A 24,926-nucleotide genomic window follows, 5' to 3' on the forward strand; every position below is an offset into this window, starting at 1 on the left:
ACACAAAATTCTTATGCTAATTCTTCTTCCAACTCCTCCTTAGGCTCCAGAGCAGGGTCTTTTTTACCGAACCACTTCATCCGGATACGCTCGTTGATCCAGTACATACAAGGAACAATAACGAGTGTCAGAATGGTGGAGAACGTCAGACCGAAGATGATTGTCCAGGCCAGAATGTTCCAGAATACGGAGCTATCACCACCGACGATGATGTGCGGATCGAAATCGCGGAACAGACCAACGAAGTCAACAGTGATACCTAACGCTAATGGAATCAGACCGAGTACAGCCGCCGATGCTGTCAGCAATACCGGTGTTAGACGAATACCGCCCGCTTCAATGATAGCTTTGCGCAGGGGAACACCTCGACCGCGTAGCTCCTCAATGAATTCGATAAGAAGAATCCCGTTTTTCACCACGATACCGGCCAGGGAAATAATACCAACCCCCGACATGATAACTGAGAAATCTTTGTGAAAAACGACGAAACCAAGTAGTACACCAATCAGTGAGAACAGGATGGTAACGAAAATAATCAGCGGTTTTACAACTGAGTTAAATTGCGTAGCCATAATCAGGTAGATCAACAGCATGGCAATACCAAAGGCAGAAACCAGGAAGTTCATTGATTCCTGTTGGTCTTCCTGCTCACCACCCATCTTGACCTTGTAGCCATTCGGAACGTCCATATCATCGATAACTGACTGAATTTGAGCTACGATTTCGTTGGCATTATAGCCTGGCACTACATCAGAACTTAGTGTTACCAGACGTTCCTGATTTTTCCGGTTGATCTGGCTGAACGTCGTCGAGTAGCTAATATTCGCTACCGATGTAATAGGCACCTGGCGTAGTTGCCCACCCATTACCATGTCGCGATACACCACGTTCAGGCTCAGGAGTTTGTCAATCTGGCTACGATCATCCTGTTGCAGACGAACCATGATCGGATATTCGTCTTTGGCATCACGGAATTTCGAAACTTCCAGACCAAACAAAGCTGTCCGGATCGCCAAGGCAACCTGACCCGACGAAATCCCTTCACGTTCTGCTTTGTCTCGGTCGATGTCGATTACGATTTCAGGCTTGTTGGTGATCAGGTCAGATTTTAACTGGTCAATTCCTTTGATACCAGCCTGAGAGATCTTCTGCCGAACCTGTTTCTCCAGTTTCTTGAGTTCATCAAATTCTTCACCCGCAATCTCAATCGCAATTGGCTTACCAGTTGGTGGACCATTGGATTCGCGTTCTACTGAAATTTCGCTACCCGGCAAACCTGTTACCGCCGACCGAACTTTACTCAACAGCGAGTCGGTCGAAATGCCGTGCCGTTCTTCATTTGGTTTAAAGGCAACCGTCACCTTCGATTTCTGTGGCGTCGCCGAGCGGTCCGGGTTCATCGGATCACCAGCATTTTTACCAACGTTTGAGATCACCGAGTTGACAATATCCGTCGCCTTGTTGTCATCCAAAACCTTAAATACACGCTTCTCAATTACTCGCGTAACGGAATCAGTTACGCGGGCATCGGTACCAACGGGCATTACGTTGTACACGTAAATGTAATCGGGTTCACCGCTTGGAAAGAAGAGCACTTTAGGCTTGGCAATACCAACGATAACGAAGGTCAGAATCAACACGCCAAAGGCTCCTACAATAGCCCAGGCCGGGCGCCATCCAGTTAAAATCCAGGAAATCAATTTACGATAGCCGTTTTTAAGCGCGGGCAATATACTTTCCTGGAAAGGCACAATCAGTCTTGGCGTCAGCACGTAGTGATTAAACACATACAGGATGATGAACAAGACAAACAGGTTACCAATGCCTCTGTCAATAACATAACCAACACCCGCTAAAACGGTCATGATAATCAACGGACGTCTGATTTCAGCAAATGTCTGTTTATCCTCGTGATTGTCATCTTCATGCCGTTTCATGAACGTAACCGCAAAAACCGGGTTGATCACGTAGGCCACAAACAACGAAGCAAACAGCGTCAAAATCAGCGTTAGGGGCAGAAACTTCATAAATTCACCCACAATACCCGGCCAGAATAAAAGTGGGAAGAAAGGCGCGATGGTCGTCAGCGTTCCCGACAGTACCGGCACGAATACTTCACCCGCAGCCGCTTTCACAGCTTGTTTGATATCCCAGTTTTTGTTCTCGTTGAAGAGTCGGTGGGAGTTCTCAATTACCACAATAGCATCATCAACCACCAGTCCTAAACCGAGCAGGAAAGCAAACAGTACCATCGTGTTCAGGGTAAACGAAGCACCAACCATTGGCCCCAGAACAGGCATCAATACGAAGGCCACCAGCGCCGATAACGGAACAGACAAGCCAACAAAAATAGCATCGCGAACACCCATGAAGAACATAAGTACCAATACCACGAAGATGAAACCCAGAACAACCGTGTTGATCAGGTCATTCACGTTTTCGCGGGTACGTTCCGATTGGTCGGCGGTGATTTTCACATCTAAACCTTCCGGGAAACGCGATTCTTTGTATTCTTCAATGGTCTTTTCAATCCGGTCGGCAGCCGAGATAAGGTTTGCACCGGCTCGTTTGATCACGTTCAGCGTTACAACCGACTTATTATTCAAGCGGGCAAAATCCTGCTGTTCTTCGAAGTTATCCCGTACTTGAGCAATGTCGCCAAGGCGAACCGTAGCGCCAGTTGCCGTACGAATCTGTAGATTCTCAAGCTGCGTAACGTCGGTAAATTCGCCTTTTACACGAACCGTCCGACGAACACCATCAATTGGTAATTCACCACCCGATACGTTGATGTTTTCGCCCTGAATCGCTTGCTGAATATCGGAGAAAGCCAAACCCGCCGACTGCATTCTTGGCAAGTTGACATTGATCTGAATTTCGCGTTCCAGCGCTCCAACGATATCTACCCGACGAATTTCGGGCATCCCTTCAATCACATCCTGTAAATCTTCGGCATATTCTTTCAATTGCTTCAGCGAGAAACTACCAGCCATGTTGATGTTCATGATCGCCATTTCGGAGAAATCGACATCCTGCGCGGTTGGGCCTGAATCCAGCTTTTGCGGCAAATCAGGCTTCGCTTTATCGATGGCATCGCGAACTCGTTGTAGAGCTTCAGCTGATTCTACGTCGGGGTTAAACTCAACCAGAATAACCGACACGTCCTGCAACGCATTCGATTTAATGCGCTTAACACCCGAAATCGACTTTAACTGTTTCTCGATCTGCTTGTTAATCGTGTTCTCAATATCAGCCGGGGCCGTACCAACATATACCGTGTTGATATACACCTGCGGTACCTTGATATCAGGGAACTGCTCTTTAGGCAGGTTATTATACACGAACAGCCCGCCAAGCGTAATCAGGAAGGTGAATATGTAAATCGCCGTCCGGTTCTCAACGCACCAGTTGGTAAAGCCGAGGGTTTTATACTGTTCAAATTTCATAAAAGTTGTTGGTTGGTTGTAGAGACCGGTCCGCCGGTGCGGCAATCCCTTGCGTCTTATTAAGCCATTACATCTTATTCCCAGTTGGTATTGCTGACGCGAATGAGACGCAAAGGATTGCCGCACCGGCGGACCGGTCTCTACTAATAATTAATTTGTTGTCCGTCAACTAAATCCTGATAACCAGCCGTAACGATCTGATCGCCCGCCTGTAACCCTTGCGTTATGGCAATTTGACCACCGTACGATTGGCCCGTTTTTACGGTCTTCGCTTTGGCTATCTTTTTACCTCCTTCATTCACGGCCACATACACAAGCTGACCATTCTCCGTACTCTGAATCAGGTTTTGATTAATCACAATGGCGTTCCCTTGGGTAGCATCGTTGATTTTGATACGAGCCAGCATATTGGGTTTCAGCGCATTATCGGAGGGTAGGGGTGCCTCAATCGTAAATGTCCGAGTTGCAGGATCTACCATCGTAGCCACAAATGATATGCGCGAGTTCAGGGTTTTATTCAGATCAGGAAACTCAACCAGTACAGGATCACCCTTCCGAACACTCCCCGAATACGAGTCAGCTACTTTAGCCACTACTTTCAGTTGCGACAGATTTACCACCCGAACCAATCCCATGCCCGGAGCGGCTGACTGGCCAACTTTGACAATAACCTGATCGACAACACCTGAGATTGGCGCTGTTACAGTCGACTGACCAACTTGCGCATTCAACGTAGCTAACCGGCGTTCGAGCGATTCTTTGTTGTTCTTCGCTTGCAGGTATTGAATTTCAGTGCCTATTTGTTGTTTCCACAAAGCAGCCTGTTTTTCATAGACCGTATTCACAAGCGAAAGCTGCGTTTTCAGTTCGGCCTGCGATTCACGTAAAAGCTCGTCATCTACTTTGGCAATGGCTTGTCCAGCTCGTACCTGATCACCTTCCTTCACGTAAACTGCCGTAACAACGCCACCCGATTTCGGCGAAACCAGTACGTTATTTTTGGCATCAATCGATCCCTGCAACTCTACAAAGTGCTTGAATGTAGATGCTGCCAGCGGAGACACTGTTACATCTTTCACTCGGGTTTCTTCAGCCTTTTTCGGATCGAGTTTAGCAACCTCAGCTTCCAGGGTTTTGATTTTCGTCGTTAATTCCGTCTGCTGCGATTTCAGTTGCGCGAGTTCCTCGCGTTTACCTTGCAGATCATTCGACTTTTTTTCCTGTGAGCAGGCAGCTAATAAACTCACAAGAACAAGGGCGTAATATGGTTTCATACGTTTTCTGGTGAATGGATAATGAATAATGTAAAATGAATAATCTTCAACAAACAGTCTAAGATTCACTATACCATCCTTCATTATCAATTATTCATTTTACATTATTCATTAAAAAATTACTGGCCCGTGTAAAGCTTTCCGTTTGCTTTATCGGCATCGACTTTGGTTTGCAGGAAGTTATACAGCGATGCGAAGTAGTTATTCTGAGCCTGCCGATATGAGTTCTCTGCATCCAATACTTCGATATTTGAGCCAACCCCTTCCTGATATTTGATTTTGGTTACGCGGGCAACTTCCTGTGCCAGATCAACATTCCGTTTTTGAGTGCGTAATGTTTGCAGGCTATTTCCCAGCGTAATGGTCGATTGGCGAATTTGCAGATCGATCGAATTTTTCAGCAACTGACTGTTATTCTGAGCTTTCTGCAACGTAAACCGTTTCTGTTGCGCCTGGTATTTCTTCTGAAAACCATCGAAAACCGGAACGGATAAATTGATTCCTATTATAGACGAATTAAACCAGGGCGAGCCAATCAATTCACTAAATTTATTTCGTCCCGTGTTATAGCCATAATTGGCGAAAGCGGTAAGTCGTGGATAGTACTGCTTGGCAATACTTTGAACATCCAGATCAGCCAGATCAATCTGCGACTGTAAGGTCGAGAATTCAATTCGCTGAGTATAATCAAACTCAGCGGCAGCCTGCATATTCGTCCGTTCAACCGCATCAAGGTCGATGTCCTGAATCTGTTCAGTCAGCGTAATATTGTCGTTTATCCCCAGACCCATCTGAAACTTGAGTAGGTAATAACTCAACTCAACCAGGTTCTTAACATTCTGACGTTCTGCTTTCAGGTTGTTAACCTGCACTTCGAGACGGCTCACATCAATCTTTTCGGCAAATCCCTGTTTGTTCAGCGCTTGCGTATTGTGATACAGCGTATCCACGCGAGCAATGTTCAGATCAAGCAATTTGATCTGCTGTTCATTCACCAATACACCATAATAGGCCTTGGCAACCTGCTCTGCCACCGTAATTTTGGAGGCCTTCACATTTTTCTGAGCTAATTGCCGATAGGTATCGGCTGCACGTAATCCCAATCGATACGAAGCATCGAACAAGAGTTGGTTGACCGTCCCCGTCAAATTACTTGAATAGTTTACGCCAAACTGAACGGCAATCGGAGGAGTGTCAGCGGGAGCAGTAGGATCACCGAACTGCGCCGGTAAAAACACGCGCTGAATAATCAGGTTATCACTCAATGCCCCAGCCACACTTACTTGGGGTAATGCTACACCTTTCAATTCCTGAATCCTTGATTCAGAACTTAGGGCATCGAGTCCGGCATTTTTTACATTAATATTATTTTCAACAGCAAACTTGATCGCTTCATTCAGCGAGAATTCCTGTCGGGTTTGGGCCAGCACTGGACCTGAACTACTCAATAATCCGAGTAGCCAGACTAGCACTGTTTTTCTGGTATTACTTAACCTCATGGTTGTATTGATTAACGTACTGATTGTAAATGGTGAATCCTTTTTCGGTTAGCATCCCCCGCACAAAGTGATGCATCAGTTCTGCCTGTACATCGTGCATCGAATATTGATCGGATGGGAATAGATCGTGGTTGAAAGCTAACTCAATTTGTTCGACCCGTAAGCGGGCTAAAATGGTTGGATTTATGTCGGAGCGATATATACCTTGAGAAATACCTTTTTGTATATTTTCAAGAATTGATCGCATTATCTGTCCCTCCTTATATTGCCGGAATAAGGCAAATGCTTGTGGGTAATACCGTTTTATATCGATCAACAGATTAGGGCTAACCTGATCTGTATTCTTTCGTATCATATTCAGGACACCTAGTATTTCTTCAACCGGATTAGAGGTTTCGGTTACCATACAGTCCATTTCTGATTGATCTCTACCCGTTTTATCCTGTATAACCTGGTATAAGATCTGTTCTTTATCGTTAAAATGCTGGTAAATCGTTTTCTTCGAAATACCAAGTTGGTGGGCAATGTCTTCCATTGTTACGGAGCGTACACCATATTTCCAGAACAATCGTTCGGCCTCGGCCAGAATCCTCTCCTTCATCAAATAATAGAACTTTTACATGATGAACTTTGGAAACTCAAATATAGTTCTGAGTTTCCATCTAATTTTTGAGAATATGATGAACGGCCTAAATAGCGGAGTAAAACCACGAAAAAGCCCGACGAATTTGGTGGTTCGTCGGGCTTTTTTTATCCGTAAAATGTACAGTTTGATTTAAGGAGCTGGGTAATTTTTAGCGGCATCATCTAGTACAAGTACCCAATCTTGTCCATAACCAGCCGATGGGGGAGTAAATTTCTGCTGGCCTTTATTTGCTATGGTACTGTTCTCTTTTACTTCTCCGGTACGAGGATTGAGCCAGGCGTTCTTCAGCGTTTGGCCCGAAATCTTGTCCAGATTCACTGTAAATGGCTTTCCAGCCGTGGTGTAAATAAATGCATAATCCTTGCCTCGGGTAGCCTGAATCCGCTCAGCAGGCGCATAATTGTTCTCCACAATCAATGATTGGTCAGGAATCCGGTCGAGCAGTGGCCGAGATTCCATTAATCGACGAACAATCTTCATCTGATTAGCGCCGGGCAGCTCGAGCGCTTCCTGCCAGTAGATATGTGGGCCATTCACAGCAGGGCGATTCGGGCTGTACATCTGCCAGATATCGTGACAGCCGTAGGTATGGCCATGCGCACCGGCAAATAAATCGAGGTACGCATAGATCCGAACGTCATAGGCATTCGATGTACCAAGGTCTTTCACGTTAAAGCAAACCGGGTGATCTTCATAGATCGGTTCGGCATCCATTGTCGGTTTAGCTGGCGTCCGGTTGTAGCTCACTGTAATTTTATCGTAAATCGGCGTATCACGACAGTGACCATTCTGATGCATGTTAAAATCAAGCCACGAATCTTGATGAAACCATTTTGAGGAACCACCATCCTGAACGGAATTGGGCTGCGGATGGAACGTCATTAACGCTTTATCACTGCCGCCAACACCTGCTTCGATGCCCTCGGCCATTGCACGCCAAATGGCAACGTCGTCAGAGCCATCGCGCGGAGTTCGGTCTCCGCCCAATATCCAGATAATGTTCTGCCGGTTTTTGTAGCGATTACCCAGCCACTGGCCATAAGTTCGGGCATTTTTGGGGTTAAATACTTCAGGACCATTTCCCCATGAACTCTTAAATACTTTATCACCCCAGGTTGGCAGAAAGCCTATAACCAGGTTATTCTCAGCCGCTTTATCAATAATATAATCGACGTGTTTAAAATAGGCTTCGTTAGGCGTTGTCGGATCGTTATTGAGGAGAGGCTTATCGCCAAGAGCGTTGGGGACATTTAGACCGTCGAATTCAGCCAATCCAACTGCCTGAATAACAGTGAAGCCTTGTTCAGCTCTTCGCTTAAGGTAGCGATCAGCTTCTTCGCGATTCAGACGATGAAATAATTCCCAGGCCGTATCGCCCATATAAAAGAAAGGAGTTCCGTCCTGATGGACCAGGTAACGATGATTGTCAGACACTTTCAGAGGTCCACTTTTGAAAGCTCCTTGAGCCAGTACATCTAGTACAGTCAGCAACAGGGCGATTATAGGTACGATCTTTCTCATACCTAATTAAGTCGCACTGAGAATCAATCTAATCACGGGTAATCTCAAAAAACCGTACATCAGCCTGCACGTTCGTAAGAAGTTCGCGTGTCCGCTCTGGTCGGGCGTCGGTAATGAAAAGCTGTCCAAAAGCGCCTTCGTCCATTTGCTGAATAAGTTTCCCGATTCGTCTGTCGTCCAGCTTATCGAAAATATCGTCTAAGAGCAATATCGGTTTAATTCCCTTAGCGGCTTGTAATTGGTCAAACTGAGCCAGTTTCAGGCCGATCACAAACGTTTTTTGCTGCCCTTGCGAACCAAATTTTTTGAGCGGAACGGGCGCGGGACCATCCGGCCCAACCTCTCGTTCGCCAATCAGAAAGGCGTAATCGTCTTTATGAATCCCCATTGTTGTCCGCTGCAAAACCGTATCCCGTCGGCGGAAGTGGCGGAATTCATCGGCAAAATTTGAGTTGCTTACTTCTGATTCGTAGACAATGGTAACGTTTTCACGTCCGTCGCTCAAATACGCGTAGTGCTTCCGGAAATCAGGTAGAAACTCCTCCACAAACTGCTTTCGCCGATCATGGATTTTCTGTCCCAGATCAATTAGGGGCTCATCGTAGGTATCGAGCAGGTCATTGTCTACCTGATTACGCTCGGCAAAAAGTTTGAGTACACTATTACGTTGTTTCAGTACCTGCTGGTACATCAGGTAATTGCGTAGGTATTCGGCATCCAGTTGAGAAAGTACACCATCGAAAAAGTGCCGCCGATCTTCGCTATGTTCCCGAACCAGATCGGTATCATTGGGTGCCATCAGTACTACCGGAAATCGGCCGATGTGATCACTTAACCGATCATATGGTTTTTTATCCGCCATCAGCACCTTTCGCTGACCACGCTGCAAACTGATCGTAATCTGTACCGAACGACTCTGCTCCTGAAAAATCCCATCAATGATGAAATAATCGGCGTCGTGCAGAATGCTTAATGCATCCTGACTCTGAAACGCACTTTTGCTGAGCGCCAGGAAATAAACTGCATCCAGGAGGTTAGTTTTACCACTTCCGTTGGCCCCCACAATTACATTTACCTGCGGCCCAAACACATACCGGCCATCTTCATAGTTTTTAAAATTGGTCAGGCTCAGTTTTTCGAGGTACATAGGTATAGCGTGTAACGCGATAATGCGTAATTTCGCGGCTGTCAACATTGATAGAATAGTTTTTTTTAGAAAAATATCTATTCTATCAATGTTGATATGGCAACAAAGATACGGTCGGTTTGTTAGTAGAAACAGCCCCAGTAACGGTTGCCGCCACTTCGTCAGCCTAACGCTTCGGCGATTGGGTGATAGTCAGTGATTATAGATTTTATCGAACTTCATTCCTCATGGCAAGCGTCAAAGAGAAATCTAAACAAAATGGTAAGGCTCCGGCAGCCGAGAAAACGCAGCATCCGAAAGAGCGGTATATGTACTGGTATGAGTCGATGCAATTACAGCGGAAATTCGAAGAGAAAGCTGGTCAATTGTACGGCCAACAGAAAATCCGGGGCTTTTGCCATCTTTACATAGGTCAGGAAGCTTGTTCGTCAGGCTCATATTCTGCCTTGACCAAAGATGATAAATGGATTACCGCTTACCGTGATCACGGCATTCCACTCGCGTTAGGTTCTGATCCTAAAGCCATTATGGCTGAACTGTTTGGTAAACAAACGGGCTCGTCGAAAGGGAAAGGTGGTTCGATGCACATTTTCGACAAATCAGTAAATTTCGTAGGTGGTCACGGTATCGTTGGCGCTCAAATTCCAATGGGAGCCGGAATTGCTTTCTCTGAGAAATATAACAAGACCGGAAACCTCTGCATCACGTTCATGGGCGATGGAGCCGTTCGTCAGGGTGCTCTGCACGAAGCGTTCAACATGGCGATGCTCTGGAAAATCCCGGTCATTTTCGTTGTTGAAAACAATGGTTATGCCATGGGAACATCGGTAGCCCGTACATCGAACGTTACTGATTTGTATACGCTTGCTGAGGCTTATGATATGCCTTCTGAGCCAGTTGACGCGATGAGTGTCGAAGCGGTTCACGAAGCCGTTAGCCGTGCCGCCGATCGCGCTCGTGCTGGTGAAGGCCCAACTTTCCTTGAGTTCCGTACCTATCGGTATCGCGGTCACTCGATGTCCGATCCTCAGAAATATCGGAAGAAAGAAGAAGTTGAAGAGTACAAAATGCGTGACCCAATCGAGCAGGTTAAAGCGGCTATCCTGGAAAAAGGATATGCTACTGAAGACGATTTAGCTGCTATCGATCAGAAAATAAAAGGTATTGTTGAGGCATCTGTTCAATTCGCAGAAGAGTCGCCATACCCAACTGCCGACGAAGCATTCAAGGATGTGTATGTACAAAAAGACTATCCGTTCCTGATGGAATAGATTTCTTCCATAAAGTATGGTCTTTAATAGACTCATAGTCAAACAAAAAGGTCCGAGGTATTTATCTCGGACCTTTTTGTTTGAACTTTCAGAATTATTTAATTGTATATACATTAAATGTAATGACATTTAAATTTTAAAATTAAACAGTTTCACCCATTAACTTATTTCAATCGTATGGAAACGCTCATTAACGGTCTTCACCACGTTACTACCTTAGCTGGCGATACGCAACGCAACGTTGATTATTATACCGATATCCTCGGACTTCGTTTAGTCAAAAAAACGGTCAATTTCGATGCACCCGATGTGTACCACCTGTACTACGGTAACGAAACAGGTTCACCGGGTACGATTTTAACGTTCTTCCCTTACGGCGGAATACCACGCGGCCGGAAAGGTGTTGGTCAGTTGACTTATACCGCTTTTTCGGCACCAACTTCGTCACTTCGTTTCTGGATGGACAGGTTGCATGAGCGTAACATTCCCTACGCTGGCCCTTACAAACGGTTTTCGGAAACCTATGTTCGATTTGAAGATTTCGATGGTATGGGTATTGAACTTGTTTTCAACGATGATGATCAACGTCCGGGTTGGGACAACGGTCGGATTCCAGCGGAGTTTGCTGTACGCGGTTTTCATACGGTAACGCTGAATGAGATTAACCCAGACAAAACTGTTAAACTCTTAACGGAGGTTATGCAGCATACACTGGTAGGAGAGGAGGAAGGTCGTTTCCGGTTCAAAGCTGGTAATGGTGGTCCTGGTAATTTTGTCGATGTCTTACACTCGCCTAAGGATGTGCATGCGCTGCAAGGGGCTGGTTCTGTACACCACGTCGCCTTTTCGACCGATACTGATGAAACCCAATTGATCATTCAACATCAACTGGCTGAAGCAGGTTATCATGTGACACCCGTTCAGGATCGGAATTATTTCAACAGCATTTATTTCCGCGAACCCGGTGGAATCCTGTTTGAAGTAGCTACCAATCCTCCAGGATTTGCTGTCGATGAGCCTGTTGCTGAATTAGGAACTGCCTTGAAATTGCCTCCGCAGTACGAACCTCGTCGGGCTAAAATCGAAGCGGAATTGCCTGAAATAGTAGTTAAATAAAGGGTTTATGGTATTCGGTTTACGGTAGGTTGTGCGTCAGCACTGTAAACCGAATACCATATATTAACCAACTTATTATGATACACAATCCTAACAATATTCGTACAGCGGGGAAGCCTTTGGAGGCTTCTTCCAAAGTAATGATTATGGTTCATGGCCGGGGTGGATCGGCTAGGGATATATTGTCACTTGCCGAGTACATCGATGATAAAGACTTTGCCTTTATTGCTCCTGAAGCGCAGGGAAACACCTGGTATCCTCATTCTTTTCTACGACCACTTGAAGAAAACGAACCATACTTATCATCGGCGTTAGAAGTTCTGGCAAGTCTGCGGGCCCGTCTGCAATCGGACTTTAATTTCAAACTGCCGCAAATTTATTGGCTTGGTTTCTCCCAGGGCGCTTGTCTCACGTTGGAGTTTGTCGCTCGTAATGCGACTGAGTATGGTGGTGTGTTTGGCTTAAGCGGTGGCTTAATTGGGCCACCTAACCTTGTTCGTTCTTATGAAGGTTCATTGACCAATACACCTATTTTTTTAGGCTGTAGTGATATTGATCCGCACATTCCAAAAGAGCGAGTTCTGGAATCTGAGACAGTGTTTCGACAGATGGGCGCAAACGTTACGGCGAAATTGTATCCAAATTTTCCGCACTCAATTAACGAAGATGAGCTAAACGTTGTTAATTTGCTAGTAGCCGGAGCCCAATAAACTCTGGCTTCGATTTAACAGCAATGCCTATGAGCCAATACATGGTTGAATTTGACCTTCCAGCTGTTATGGATGAAGGTTTCGAGAACCGGATTCCTGCCCAACGGCTCAAAGTGGAGGAATTAATGGAAAAGGGATTTTTACTGTCGTATTCTCTTTCGGTCGACCGCCAAAAGCTCTGGTGTATTTTTAAAGCCGATTCAGAACTAGAAGTAATGGAATCGATTTCGGAGTTTCCGCTTATCAAGTACATGACACCAATGATTACAGAATTGATGTTTCATAATATGGTTGCTGCCCGGATTCCTCTCTTTTCATTGAATTAATAAGAACGAAAAAACCCTCTAAATCGGAGGGTTTTTTCATGTCTAAAGGGCGTACCTTTGTAAGCGTTTTACACCCAAAAACACTTAAGTAACCAGGGTTTAACTGGTTACATACGAATATAACTGATTGATAATCAGTTTCACGTGGAACTTTTTTTTTTGTCCGTTTGTTTATCCAATTTTCAGAAAAAACCCATGAATCCCAACATTCTAATCAGCCGATCAGAACGTGAACTGGAAGCCCGATATGCCAACGATTTCATTGCCCATATTGATGGAAAGGGTATACAAACATTGCGCCAGTTTTACGAGGAGATTGCTGAACTACTAGAAATTCCAAATTTTGGTTTTACGCTCGAAGCACTGAATGATTCGCTGAATGACCTGCAATGGCTCGAAGACGAACGAATTGTTTTGTACTTCACCAACACGAACGAGTTAATTAGCAAAGAACGCGACCCCGCCAAAATGGGCAGCCTGTTGAGCATACTTGATGCCACCGCTGAAGATTGGAAATGGGTAGATGACGAAGAAGAAATTGAGCAAAAAGAGATCGTGATTGTTTTTGAAGACAGCGAGCGCATTCGTAAATTATTAGACAAGGAAAGCATTGAATATGCATTCCTATCCGAATTGAAATAAGCGGTTGACGCAACAAATTTCCAAAACCTACTGTTACTCTTCTGTGCCGCCGGAATGTCCTTCCAGCGGCTTTTCGTGTTTGACAAACAACCTGACTAACGCTTGAAACCAGATGAATTGCTCGGCTTATATGCCGACGATAGTTTTATAAAATTGCTGGCCGAACCATTCACCCGTAAGCCAGTGGCCAACGAACCTCAACGGCTACAGATCAAAGGTTTGGCAGGTAGTCTGGATGCAGTGTTGGCATCGTCGATCTTTAAATCGGTGGGCGGTAATCACCTCTATATCTTAACAGACCGCGACGAGGCCTCGTACTTCTTCAACGATTTGCAAAACTTGCTTGGCCAGGAAATTTTGTTTTTCCCGATGTCGTATAAAAAGCCTTATCAATACGAAGAAGTCGAGAATGCAAATGTATTGATGCGGGCTGAGGTGTTGAACAAACTCAATCCGGCACCAAAAGATGGGCTGCTGATGGTTACCTATCCGGAAGCATTATCCGAAAAAGTTATTAACAAACGGTCGCTACAAGCAAATACATTAACGATTCGGGTAGGAGAGAAGCTGGACACGCATTTCGTGGCAGAACTGCTTCAAACTTATGAATTTGAGAAAACCGATTTCGTCTATGAAGCAGGCCAGTTCTCAGTTCGTGGTGGAATTATAGACGTATTCTCTTTCGCAAGTGAGTTTCCATTTCGAATCGATTTGTTCGATGACGAAGTCGAAAGCATTCGAAAATTCAATCCAGAATCGCAGTTATCCACAGACCCGGTTGAGTTTATCAACATCATTCCCAACATCCAGACTAAACTTGTCCAGGAAACTCGCGAACCGTTTTTTGATTTTCTCCCCGAGTCGACAACCATTTGGGCAAAAGACGTCGAGTTTACCCTTGAGATTATCGAAAAATGCTACGAAAATGCCGAACAGAGTTTCACATCGGTTGTAGCGAATAGTGGTGGGATTCAAGTGGTTTCGGACCCAGGCAGTTTATTTGAAACCCGTCGAACGTTTTTGAATGAGCTGAAACGATACCGGACAGTTGAGTTTGGGCGCAAGTTTTATTTCAAAACAGATGGGAAACAACAGTATAACTCCAAGCCTCAGCCTTCGTTCAATAAAGATTTTAAACGGTTGGCTGATACACTAGGAGAAAACCAGTCAAAAGGCTTCACTAATATTATTACTGCTGAATCCTTCAAACAACTTGATCGACTTCGAACGATATTCGAAGAATTAGATCCGTTTGTAAAATTCCAGCCGCTAAACATCGGATTACGGGAAGGTTTTATTGACGAGGCCTTAAAAATTGCCTGTTTCACCGATCACCAGATTTTTGATCGTTATTATAAATATCGTGTTCAGGACAAGTTCTCGAAGTCAAAAGCATTGACGCTTAGAGAGCTAAAAACCTTACAACCAGGCGATTACGTTACACACATTGACTATGGTATTGGGCGGTTTGCAGGGTTGGAAAAAGTAGACCACGCAGGTAATGAACAGGAGGCTATACGTCTGATTTACAGAGACAATGACATTCTTTTAGTAAGCATTCATAGCCTACATAAAATCGCTAAATATAGCGGTAGAGAAGGCGGGCCTCCAACCATGAGTAAACTTGGTACGCAGGAATGGGAGCAGAAAAAATCGCGAATTCGAAAGCAGGTTAAAGACATTGCCCGAGAATTGATTGCGTTATACGCCAAGCGAAGAACAGCTCCCGGTTACGCCTACAGTCGAGATAGTTTTCTCCAAGTTGAACTTGAATCGTCATTCCTTTACGAAGACACCCCTGATCAGGCCAAAGCGACCAACGATGTAAAAGACGATATGGAAAAGCCGCACCCCATGGACCGACTGGTTTGTGGCGATGTAGGGTTTGGGAAAACTGAAATAGCGATTCGGGCAGCCTTTAAGGCTGTAACTGATAACAAGCAGGTCGCGGTGCTAGTGCCAACGACAATTCTGGCCATGCAGCACTTCAAAACGTTCAGCGAGCGTATGGCCGATTTCCCAGTTAAAATCGACTACATCAACCGATTCCGAACAGCAGCCCAAACAAAAGAGATTCTGAAAGGTGTATCATCTGGCGAAATTGGCATTCTGATCGGCACGCACCGAATTGTCAATAAAGACATCAAATTCAAAGACTTAGGCCTTTTAATCATTGATGAAGAGCAAAAATTTGGCGTAAAGACCAAAGATCGATTAAAGGAAATGCGTGTAGAAGTAGACGTTTTGACGCTCACAGCCACACCGATTCCCCGAACACTCCATTTCTCATTGATGGGTGCTCGTGATCTTTCCGTGATTGCCACGCCACCTCCCAATCGGCAACCTGTTACGACCGAAGTACACCCGTACAATGAAGTAACGATCAGAGATGCAGTTAGTTACGAAATCCGTCGCGGAGGGCAGGTCTTTTTTGTACATAACCGTGTCAGTGATATTGAATCCATTGGCAACTTAATTATGCGCCTAGTTCCGGAAGCGCGCGTTGGCGTGGCACACGGACAAATGGAGGGAGATCGGTTGGAGCGGATTATGACTCGATTTATCGAAGGTGAGTACGATGTATTAATGTCTACTAACATTATCGAATCAGGTCTGGATATTCCAAATGCGAACACTATTTTGATTAACAATGCTCACTATTTCGGACTTTCAGATTTGCACCAAATGCGCGGTAGGGTAGGGCGATCGAATCGGAAAGCCTTCTGTTATTTATTAACGCCCCCACCTTCAGTAATGACGGCCGATGCACGCAAACGGCTCCAGACGCTGGAGGACTTTTCAGATTTGGGCGAAGGGTTTAAAATTGCCATGCGCGATTTAGATATCCGGGGAGCAGGAAATCTACTCGGTGCCGAGCAAAGCGGCTTCGTCAATGACCTGGGTTTTGAAATGTACCATAAAGTACTCGACGAAGCCGTTCAGGAATTGCGTGAAAACGAATTTAAAGACCTGTTTGAAACCAAACCCGGCGATCTGAAATTATCTTTACCAGATACCGTTATTGAGACTGATTTGCAGGTTGTTATTCCTGAGAGATACGTCTCAAATATATCGGAACGTTTGGCGTTATATACTCGCCTGGATAGCCTTCAAAACAAGGAAGAATTGCAGGCATTTCGTCAGGAAGTGATCGACAGATTCGGACCTTTACCAGAAGAAGTCGAAAACCTTATTAAAATGGTCAATGTTCGCTGGAAAGCTGAGCAGTTATACCTTGAAAAACTGACGCTTAAGAATAATATCCTGAAAGGATACTTCGTTTCTAACGGGAACGACGACTTCTTCAAATCGGACCAATTTGGCAAGGTAATTGAGTATCTCAAGCGAAACCCAGCCAAATGCTCATTAAAAGAATCGAAGGGAAGGCCCATTATTACACATATAGATGTGTATTCCGTTGAGCAATTGGATGAAATATTGGAGTCGATGACAAATTAATTACGATTTTTGTACCTACGTTTTACACAAAATAGAGCAATGATTCAAAAGTATCACCTGCAACGAGCGGCTTATGTGCTACTGGCAACAGCAGCCCTGGCATCCTGTAAGCCCAAGCACCCGACCAGTGTGCAGCCCGGTAACAAGAGTACGGCGACGGGTATTGCTTACAACCAGAAAGATGGCTTTCAGGTTAAAAAATTCGCGGGACAGAAAGCAGGTCCAAACCTTGTTTTTATTGAAGGTGGCCGGTTCACAATGGGTGCCCTTGAAGAAGACGTGATGAACTCGCGTGACAATAAAGAGCGCACTGTTTCGATTCAATCGTTCTATATGGATGAAACCGAAATGGCCAACGTTCACTACCTTGAATACCTGAATGCCATTCAGCGTGATTCATCAGAGGAAGTGGTAAAAGCAGCTTTACCAGATACAACGGTTTGGTCGAATCCATTGTCTTTTAACGACTCTTATGTTACTCAGTATCTTCGTTATCCTGCATTCCGATATTATCCGGTAGTAGGTGTATCGTGGGTGCAGGCTACAGACTATGCTACCTGGCGGTCTAATGCTGTGAATAATGAACTGGCCAAAGGTGGTGCGACTAAGAAAAAAGGAGGAGGTTTCTCTTTAAAACGGAAATCTAAAAAAGCAGATGATGCCGCTTTAGCCGAAGCTACTACAGCTGCCCCTGCACGACCTAGTCTGGAAAGCGGTACAATTTTACCAGATTATCGACTACCAACCGAAGCTGAATGGGAATACGCAGCCAAAGCCCTGATTGGGACACAATACATGGACGAGAACCAAATCAATCAGCGGATTTATCCCTGGGATGGCTCGTCGGTTCGGAATCCTAAGAAAGGTCGCAAACAAGGTCAAATGCTAGCAAACTTCAAACGTGGTCGTGGTGACTACGCTGGTATCGCCGGACGCTCAAATGACGGAGCTATTATCACGGCAGAAATCTACGCCTATCCTGCTAACGATTTTGGTCTTTATAACATGGCTGGTAACGTAAATGAGTGGGTGATGGACGTTTATCGACCACTTTCCTATCAGGACGTTAGTGATTTGAATCCTGTTCGTCGGAATGGTTATGTTGATGATTCAAAGAATTACGACAGCAAAAATAAACAATCATTAATCGACGATAAACTACGTGTTTATAAAGGCGGGTCGTGGAACGACGTTGCTTACTGGTTATCGCCTGGTACCCGCCGATTCCTGGATCAGGATTCAGCCACGGCAATGATTGGTTTCCGTTGCGCTATGATCGGCGTTGGTCGGAATAAATAAGACGCTATTGTTTTCTAAAGAAAGAGGGCATCCAATATGGGTGCCCTCTTTCTTTATGGCCTAGAGATTATCGATCAGCTACCGCAAGAGTTAATACGCTTACTGATTTACACCCTGCTTTGACCAATTCAACGGCACACGCTTCAATTGTTGCACCGGTAGTTAATACGTCATCAACGATAATAACGCTTTTATCTTTGATAGCTTCAGGCTTCACAACAGCAAATACTGTACTGACATTTTCCCATCGTTCCAAGCGATTTTTGTGCGTTTGCGATGCTTTAAAAGTCTTGCGAATTAATACGTCTGTTCTCATAGGGATTTCAAGTGCATCAGATAATCCTTCCGCAATCCAATCAGCCTGATTATAACCTCGTTTCCGAAAACGACTCTTATGCAACGGAACGCCAACTAGTACGTCTATACCTTGTAGATATTTGCTGTCTGTTTTTAATTGCTGACCGTACCAGTTTGCCAGTTCTTTAGCAGCTTCTTTTTGGCCTTTGTATTTAAAGCTATGGATTAAATTTTGTACGATTCCACCCTTTGTAAAATGCAGATAAGAAGCTAAAAAATGAACAGGCACTTTTCCGGCAAACTTATTGAGGAGATTTTGATCGTAAGGCTCAATATGCTGTCTCGTTTCTGGCAAATTAATTCGACAAGCCGTACATAATATAGGCTCATTTGCACCTAACGACTCTTTACAGCCTAAGCAGAGAGAAGGAAAAAGCAGATCCGTAAAATCAGCTACAAATGACTGTATAAACCGAAACATAGATTGTATTCGTTTGTACTATAAAACGTTGTAATTTAGAGAGAAGAATAATTGAAGAGATACTGTGGAAGCAAAAAGTATAGATATATCGTGGGATGAGTTACTTGACCAGTTGCAATCGCTGGTAGGAAAACGTCCTGCCGATCTAAATGCCGTTCTATTTTTAATTGGTGTGCAAGAGTTAGGTACTGGCCCCAAACGTTTCTCTAAAGAAGCGAAACAAGACCTAATGCACATTGCCGTGTGCCGGGTATTAAGCCAATCGGGGTATTACGCATTTGAAGGAAAAGATAAAGATGGTTGGCCACGGTGGACGCTGACTAAACCGATTCCGCATGGAGACCTGTTAATACAGGAAACCTTTTTAAAACAACACGTTATTCAGTATTTCGAGACTCTATTCGTTTAATTACTCAACCTGAATTCCTATGCAATCTTCAACTGCTTACACAACACTTTTACAACGCATAGACGAATACAAAAAACGCTACTTCCAAAACCAGTTGGTAAAAGGAAGTTTATTTTTTGTTGCCCTGCTGGGTAGTGGTTATTTGTTCATTAACACAGCAGAATTTATTGGCAAGTTCAATTCAGTCGGTCGTGGAGCCTTATTTTTTGGGTTTTTGCTGACAATTCTGGTTGGTTTGTATTTGTTCATTGTTCGCCCATTAATGAGCTTGTATGGGCTAAATAAACCTTTGTCAAATGATGAGGCCGCCCGACAAATTGGAACGTTTTTTCCCGAAGTAGGGGATAAGCTCTTGAATACACTTCAACTTCAGCGTATCTCATCAGATCAAAGTGATTTGCTTCAGGCTAGTCTAAATCAGAGATCACAGCAGTTGTTAATAAACCGTTTCTCGAATGCGATTCAGATTAGTCGAAATCGTCAATTTCTTAAATACGCCATACCTCCGCTTGCGCTCATCCTGTTAATTCTGGTCGTGAATCCAACGTTTTTTACAAAATCGTCTACTCGACTTGTTAATTATAATAAAGAGTTTGCAGAAGAAGCTCCCTTCAAATTTGTTATCCAAAACAAATCGCTTAAAGCCTTTAGAAATGAAGATTTCCCGCTTAAGGTAAAACTAACTGGAGATGCCATTCCACAAGCTGTATATGTTGTGGCAAATGGAACACGCTTTAAATTGGAGCAAACAGGTGATCAATTTTCATACAATTTTGATAACCTACAACGCGATCTAGATTTTCATCTTGAAGCCGCTGGATTTAATTCTGAGGGCTACAAAGTAGCGCTTATCGATCGGCCTGCCGTACTTTCATTCAATGTTAAACTCAACTATCCAGCTTACCTGAACAAACCTTCTGAGCAACTTTCTAACGTTGGTAACCTACTGGTTCCGCAAGGAACGGTAGTGAATTGGGAGTTTGCTGCTGATCATACCGATTCATTATCACTGCGCTTTAATACAGATTTAAAACCGTTAGCAGCTCGTTTAATCGAAGATAATATGTTTGTGCTGAATCGTCGGTTAATGCAGAACGCGATATACACTGTATCGCTGAAAAACGGACAAATTAATACACCGTCGACAATACAATATAACATCCAAGTAATCCCTGATCGATTTCCGCAAATTTCAGTTGATCGAATTCAAGATACGGTTACGTATAATTATATAGCTCTTTCGGGACTTGTTTCTGATGATTACGGATTCTCCAAGCTACGGCTTAATTACAAAATCAATCGAAATGGGAAAGAGTCATCTCTTTATAGTAAAGACATTCCAGTCAATCGTTCGACCACTTCCCAGAATTTTGTCTATAACTGGTCACTAGATAGCCTAAAGCTTGGGCAAGAAGATAAGCTTGAGTATTACGTACAGGTGTGGGATAACGATGGGGTTAATGGCCCCAAATCGAGTCGCTCAAATCAATTAAATTTTGTCGTACCCTCAAACGCCGAAATTCAGAAACAGGTTGATAAGTCTGCCGAAAAAACCGAGCAGCAAATTGACAATGCTCTGAGCAAAACGCAAGAGATCAAGAAGGAATTAAATCAGATGGAAGATCGCATGCGAACGAAGAAATCCTCTGATTTTCAGGACAAAAAGCAGCTTCAGGACGTCCTCCAAAAGCGGGAAGATTTATTAAAGGAAATCCAGAAATTACAGGAACAATTCCAAAAAACGAACGATACTCAACAACGATTTTCTGAAAAAAATCAGGCAATGCAAGACAAAATGGAGCAGCTAAAGAAGCTATTCAATGAACTGCTTGACCCTGAATCGAAGCAATTGTATGAGCAACTTAAACAGCTTCTGGAGCGTAAACAAGATGAAAAAGCATCGGATATGCTTGACAAATTGAGCCGCAAAGAAAAGAACATGGAGCGTGATTTAGACCGTGCTCTTAAGCTTTTCAAACAAATGCAACTGGAACAAAAGGTTAATAACATTGCTGAGAATCTTGAAAAACAAGCAGAGAATTTAGAAAAACAGGCAGAAGAAAATGCCAAGAAAAATGAGACTTCTCAAGACCAACAAAAGCAGCAGGAAAAATCGCAGGAAGACTTCAAAAACACTAAGAATCAGCTAGATGAGCTTCAGAAACAGGCAGAAAAAGATGATTTAAATAAGCCTGAATCTTCTGAAGAAGAGCAGAAAGAGATTGAGAAGGACATGGAAGAAGCCATGAAAAATATGAAGAGCGACCAGGGAAAGCAGGCGGCTTCAAAACAGAAAAAGTCGGCTAAATCTATGCGCGCTATGAGTAAAGCCATGAAAGAATCTATGCAATCATCTGAGATGGAAGAGATGCAGGAAAATATGGATGATTTGCGTAACATCCTCGATAATCTGATTACACTTTCATTTGGCCAGGAGAAAGTGATGAAGGATTTCCGCGGCATGAGCCTTCAAGATCCTCGCGTCACCAAACTTTCACAGGAGCAACTAAAGCTTCAGGATGATGCCAAAATTATTGAAGATAGCTTAAATGCCCTCGCCAGCCGTGTTGTACAGATTCAATCATTTGTTACTCGTGAGCTAACTAACATGAAGTCTTATATGGATGAAAGCGTTCAACAATTACGTGATCGTCGTTTAAGTATGGCTTCATCAAAGCAACAGTTTGCAATGACCTCAATCAATAATCTCGCTTTGATGCTTAGTGATGTGTTGAAGAATATGCAGCAACAGATGAATGCCATGGCAATGCCAGGAAAAGGCAAAGGCGGCAAAAAAGGCCAGAATCCTAGTGGTATGGGGGAGATGCAAAAACAACTTAATGCGAAAATGCAGCAACTTCAGAAAGGAGGTAAAACAGGTAGAGGGTTATCTGAAGAGCTATCCCAAATGGCGGCTGAACAAGCTATGATTCGCCAAATGCTTAAAAAACTGGAAGAAAACGCGAAAGGAACTGAAGCTGGTAAGCAACAGGAAAAACAGGTAAAGGATTTATTGGATAAAATGGATGAATCTGAAACTGATTTGGTCAACAAACGTGTAAACCCTAACTTAATCAATCGTCAGAATGAAATTCTAACTCGCCTGTTGGAATCAGAAAAAGCACTTAAGCAACAAGAGGAAGATCCTAAGCGGCAGGCTGAAACAGCTAAATCAATAAAACGTAGTACGCCTTCTTTCTTTGATTCGACCAACTTACAGCAGAAAACGAAGCAAGTTGAAGTGCTTCGCTCTGTTACTCCCAATTATAATCTTTTCTACAAAAAAGAAGCGAATCAGTATTTACAGAAAGTAAGTAAGTAAATTTCGCTTTCAATTAAAACCGCTGACTTGGCACGAAGGTCAGCGGTTTTTTGTTGCCTTTTCATCAGATTTCAATCACGTTTTATCTTTTCAGCAACTTTCCACAATTTTGTGAAAAGTTTCCACGTGAAACATTTTTCAAAAATCACTAAAAATGTATTCTTCTTACGACGTCATTGTTGTTGGTGCAGGTCATGCGGGATGTGAAGCGGCAAGTGCAGCTGCGACGATGGGTTCCCGAGTATTACTGATCACAATGAACATGCAAACAATCGCACAAATGTCCTGTAACCCAGCAATGGGTGGCGTAGCCAAAGGACAAATTGTTCGAGAAGTTGATGCACTGGGTGGATTATCAGGAATTATCAGCGATAAAAGCATGATTCAATTTCGCATGCTCAATCGTTCGAAAGGGCCAGCCATGTGGAGTCCACGATGCCAGAGTGATCGAAATTTATTTGCTTGGGAATGGAGAAAAGCATTGGAAGGAAACAAAAACATTGATTTCTGGCAGGATACTGTCAATGAAGTTATTGCAAAAGATGGAAGAGCAGTTGGGGTAAAAACGAGCTTAGGTGTAGAATTTTCAGCCAAATCGGTAGTCTTGACAAACGGTACGTTTTTAAACGGCAAGATGTTTATTGGGGAAAAAGTGTTTGGAGGAGGGCGAACGGCGGAACGGTCTGCAACAGGCTTAACAGAACAATTGATAAGTTTAGGCTTTGAAGCTGGTCGAATGAAAACCGGTACACCTCCACGAGTGGATGGCCGGAGTCTAGATTATAACAAAATGGAAGAGCAACTTGGAGACGAAAATCCAGGAAAGTTTTCCTATACAAATACACCGAAACTAAGCAAACAACGGAGCTGCTGGATTACCTATACCAATCAGGCAGTACACGATGAGCTGAAAACAGGTTTCGAAAAATCACCCATGTTTACGGGTCGAATTAAAGGATTAGGTCCTCGCTATTGTCCATCCGTTGAAGATAAAATTAATCGATTTGCAGATAAAGATCGGCATCAAATTTTCGTGGAACCAGAGGGATGGGATACTGTTGAAGTGTATGTAAATGGATTTTCAACGTCCCTTCCAGAGACTGTCCAGTATAACGCCTTGCGGAAAATCGAAGGATTTGAGAACGTACGTATGTTCCGACCAGGCTATGCCGTTGAGTATGATTTCTTTCCCCCGACCCAATTAAAGCCCACTCTAGAGACACACTTAGTACAAAATCTCTTTTTTGCAGGGCAAATAAATGGTACAACAGGTTATGAAGAAGCAGCTTGTCAAGGGCTGATGGCAGGCATCAACGCGCATCGAAATGCGCACGAAGAGGCCGAATTTACGATCAAACGTTCAGAGGGATATATAGGTGTATTGATTGATGATCTGATTACAAAAGGTACAGAAGAGCCTTACCGTATGTTTACCTCAAGAGCTGAGTACCGTACTTTGTTGCGCCAGGACAATGCGGATTTAAGACTAACAGAAAAAGGATATGCCATCGGTTTAGCCTCTCAGGAACGGTATGATAGTATGCTTGTAAAACGCGATGGCCTGGCAGAATTAACCGAAGCTATACGGGCCACAAGAGTAAAGCCAGAAGAAATAAACGATTGGTTAACCTCTAAAAATAGTGCGGTACTACGTGAAAAAAGCAGCTTCTATACCTTACTGAAACGCCCTGAAATAGATCAGGAAGATGTAAAAGAGTTGTTGAAACTAGTTCCTAATATGCCTGGGGTAGGGGAGGAGATCATCGAGCAAACCGTTATAGAAATTAAATACGAAGACTATTTGAATCGAGAAAAACAAAATGCGGACAAGCTAGATAAATGGGAAAATCTATCGATCAATCCCGCTTTTGATTATGATCGACTCAAAGCACTTTCGTTTGAAGGAAAAGAAAAGTTGAAGCGCTTACGTCCAGCAACCATCGGCCAAGCCTCCCGAATTAGCGGTGTGAGCCCATCCGATGTTTCGATTTTATTGGTCTATATGGGCCGTTAGAAAAGTGGGTTCTGGTTATATAATCGAAACGATTTTATGATCAGAAC

Annotated in this window: 17 protein-coding genes; 10 read left to right on the forward strand and 7 right to left on the reverse strand. The window is 43.9% G+C overall.

Annotation, left to right across the window (positions count from 1 at the left end; translation table 11 throughout):
* Positions 1–11 precede the first annotated feature (11 nt).
* The 6 genes from H3H32_RS30090 to recF form a co-directional block, all read right to left on the reverse strand.
* Positions 12–3,446 carry an efflux RND transporter permease subunit gene (locus H3H32_RS30090; RefSeq protein WP_182459417.1) on the reverse strand — a complete coding sequence of 1,145 codons (3,435 nt, stop codon included), beginning with the start codon at positions 3,444–3,446 and terminating at the stop codon, positions 12–14.
* 143 nt (positions 3,447–3,589) lie between these two features.
* Complete coding sequence (locus tag H3H32_RS30095) at positions 3,590–4,720, reverse strand: efflux RND transporter periplasmic adaptor subunit (RefSeq protein WP_182459418.1); 1,131 nt, start codon at positions 4,718–4,720, stop codon at positions 3,590–3,592.
* A gap of 119 nt (positions 4,721–4,839) precedes the next feature.
* Complete coding sequence (locus tag H3H32_RS30100; protein WP_182459420.1) at positions 4,840–6,219, reverse strand: TolC family protein; 1,380 nt, start codon at positions 6,217–6,219, stop codon at positions 4,840–4,842.
* Positions 6,206–6,820, reverse strand: coding sequence for a TetR/AcrR family transcriptional regulator (locus tag H3H32_RS30105; protein WP_182459421.1), 615 nt, complete (start codon positions 6,818–6,820; stop codon positions 6,206–6,208). Before H3H32_RS30105 ends, H3H32_RS30100 begins: the two co-directional genes overlap by 14 nt.
* A 174-nt stretch (positions 6,821–6,994) precedes the next feature.
* A complete protein-coding gene (locus H3H32_RS30110) occupies positions 6,995–8,386 on the reverse strand; it encodes a glycoside hydrolase family 140 protein (RefSeq protein WP_182459422.1) in 1,392 nt (463 codons plus the stop codon).
* Between the two features lie 28 nt (positions 8,387–8,414).
* Positions 8,415–9,533: a DNA replication/repair protein RecF gene (gene recF, locus H3H32_RS30115; protein ID WP_182464526.1), complete on the reverse strand. Its 1,119-nt coding sequence runs from the start codon at positions 9,531–9,533 to the stop codon at positions 8,415–8,417.
* A 227-nt stretch (positions 9,534–9,760) separates the two neighbouring features.
* On the opposite strand from recF, the gene pdhA reads away from it, so the two are divergent.
* The 7 genes from pdhA (at position 9,761) to H3H32_RS30150 (ending at position 18,356) form a co-directional block, all read left to right on the forward strand.
* Positions 9,761–10,804, forward strand: a complete 1,044-nt coding sequence (gene pdhA, locus H3H32_RS30120; RefSeq protein WP_182459423.1) for a pyruvate dehydrogenase (acetyl-transferring) E1 component subunit alpha — start codon at positions 9,761–9,763, stop codon at positions 10,802–10,804.
* 177 nt (positions 10,805–10,981) lie between these two features.
* On the forward strand, positions 10,982–11,920 hold the full coding sequence (locus H3H32_RS30125) for a ring-cleaving dioxygenase (RefSeq protein ID WP_182459424.1): 939 nt from the start codon (positions 10,982–10,984) through the stop codon (positions 11,918–11,920).
* 77 nt (positions 11,921–11,997) lie between these two features.
* Positions 11,998–12,630, forward strand: a complete 633-nt coding sequence (locus tag H3H32_RS30130; protein ID WP_182459425.1) for an alpha/beta hydrolase — start codon at positions 11,998–12,000, stop codon at positions 12,628–12,630.
* 29 nt (positions 12,631–12,659) lie between these two features.
* Positions 12,660–12,956, forward strand: coding sequence for a muconolactone Delta-isomerase family protein (locus H3H32_RS30135; RefSeq protein WP_111350520.1), 297 nt, complete (start codon positions 12,660–12,662; stop codon positions 12,954–12,956).
* A 195-nt stretch (positions 12,957–13,151) separates the two neighbouring features.
* Complete coding sequence (locus H3H32_RS30140; protein WP_182459426.1) at positions 13,152–13,598, forward strand: barstar family protein; 447 nt, start codon at positions 13,152–13,154, stop codon at positions 13,596–13,598.
* Between the two features lie 102 nt (positions 13,599–13,700).
* Positions 13,701–17,057 carry a transcription-repair coupling factor gene (mfd, locus tag H3H32_RS30145; RefSeq protein WP_182459428.1) on the forward strand — a complete coding sequence of 1,119 codons (3,357 nt, stop codon included), beginning with the start codon at positions 13,701–13,703 and terminating at the stop codon, positions 17,055–17,057.
* Between the two features lie 39 nt (positions 17,058–17,096).
* The gene (locus H3H32_RS30150) at positions 17,097–18,356 is read left to right on the forward strand and encodes an SUMF1/EgtB/PvdO family nonheme iron enzyme (protein WP_182459433.1); all 1,260 of its coding nucleotides are present in this window, start codon (positions 17,097–17,099) and stop codon (positions 18,354–18,356) included.
* A gap of 67 nt (positions 18,357–18,423) precedes the next feature.
* On the opposite strand, the gene H3H32_RS30155 is transcribed toward H3H32_RS30150, so the two are convergent.
* Entirely contained in the window at positions 18,424–19,134 is a 711-nt protein-coding gene (locus tag H3H32_RS30155) for a ComF family protein (RefSeq protein WP_182459435.1), read from the reverse strand.
* A gap of 64 nt (positions 19,135–19,198) precedes the next feature.
* Between H3H32_RS30155 and H3H32_RS30160 the strand changes: the two genes are divergently transcribed.
* The 3 genes from H3H32_RS30160 (at position 19,199) to mnmG (ending at position 24,879) form a co-directional block, all read left to right on the forward strand.
* Complete coding sequence (locus H3H32_RS30160; protein WP_182459437.1) at positions 19,199–19,543, forward strand: hypothetical protein; 345 nt, start codon at positions 19,199–19,201, stop codon at positions 19,541–19,543.
* Between the two features lie 19 nt (positions 19,544–19,562).
* The gene (locus H3H32_RS30165) at positions 19,563–22,865 is read left to right on the forward strand and encodes a DUF4175 family protein (RefSeq protein WP_182459438.1); all 3,303 of its coding nucleotides are present in this window, start codon (positions 19,563–19,565) and stop codon (positions 22,863–22,865) included.
* A gap of 154 nt (positions 22,866–23,019) precedes the next feature.
* Positions 23,020–24,879 carry a tRNA uridine-5-carboxymethylaminomethyl(34) synthesis enzyme MnmG gene (mnmG, locus tag H3H32_RS30170; protein ID WP_182459440.1) on the forward strand — a complete coding sequence of 620 codons (1,860 nt, stop codon included), beginning with the start codon at positions 23,020–23,022 and terminating at the stop codon, positions 24,877–24,879.
* Positions 24,880–24,926 lie beyond the last annotated feature (47 nt).

It is taken from the genome of Spirosoma foliorum (genome assembly GCF_014117325.1).
Taxonomy (GTDB): Bacteria; Bacteroidota; Bacteroidia; order Cytophagales; family Spirosomataceae; genus Spirosoma; species Spirosoma foliorum.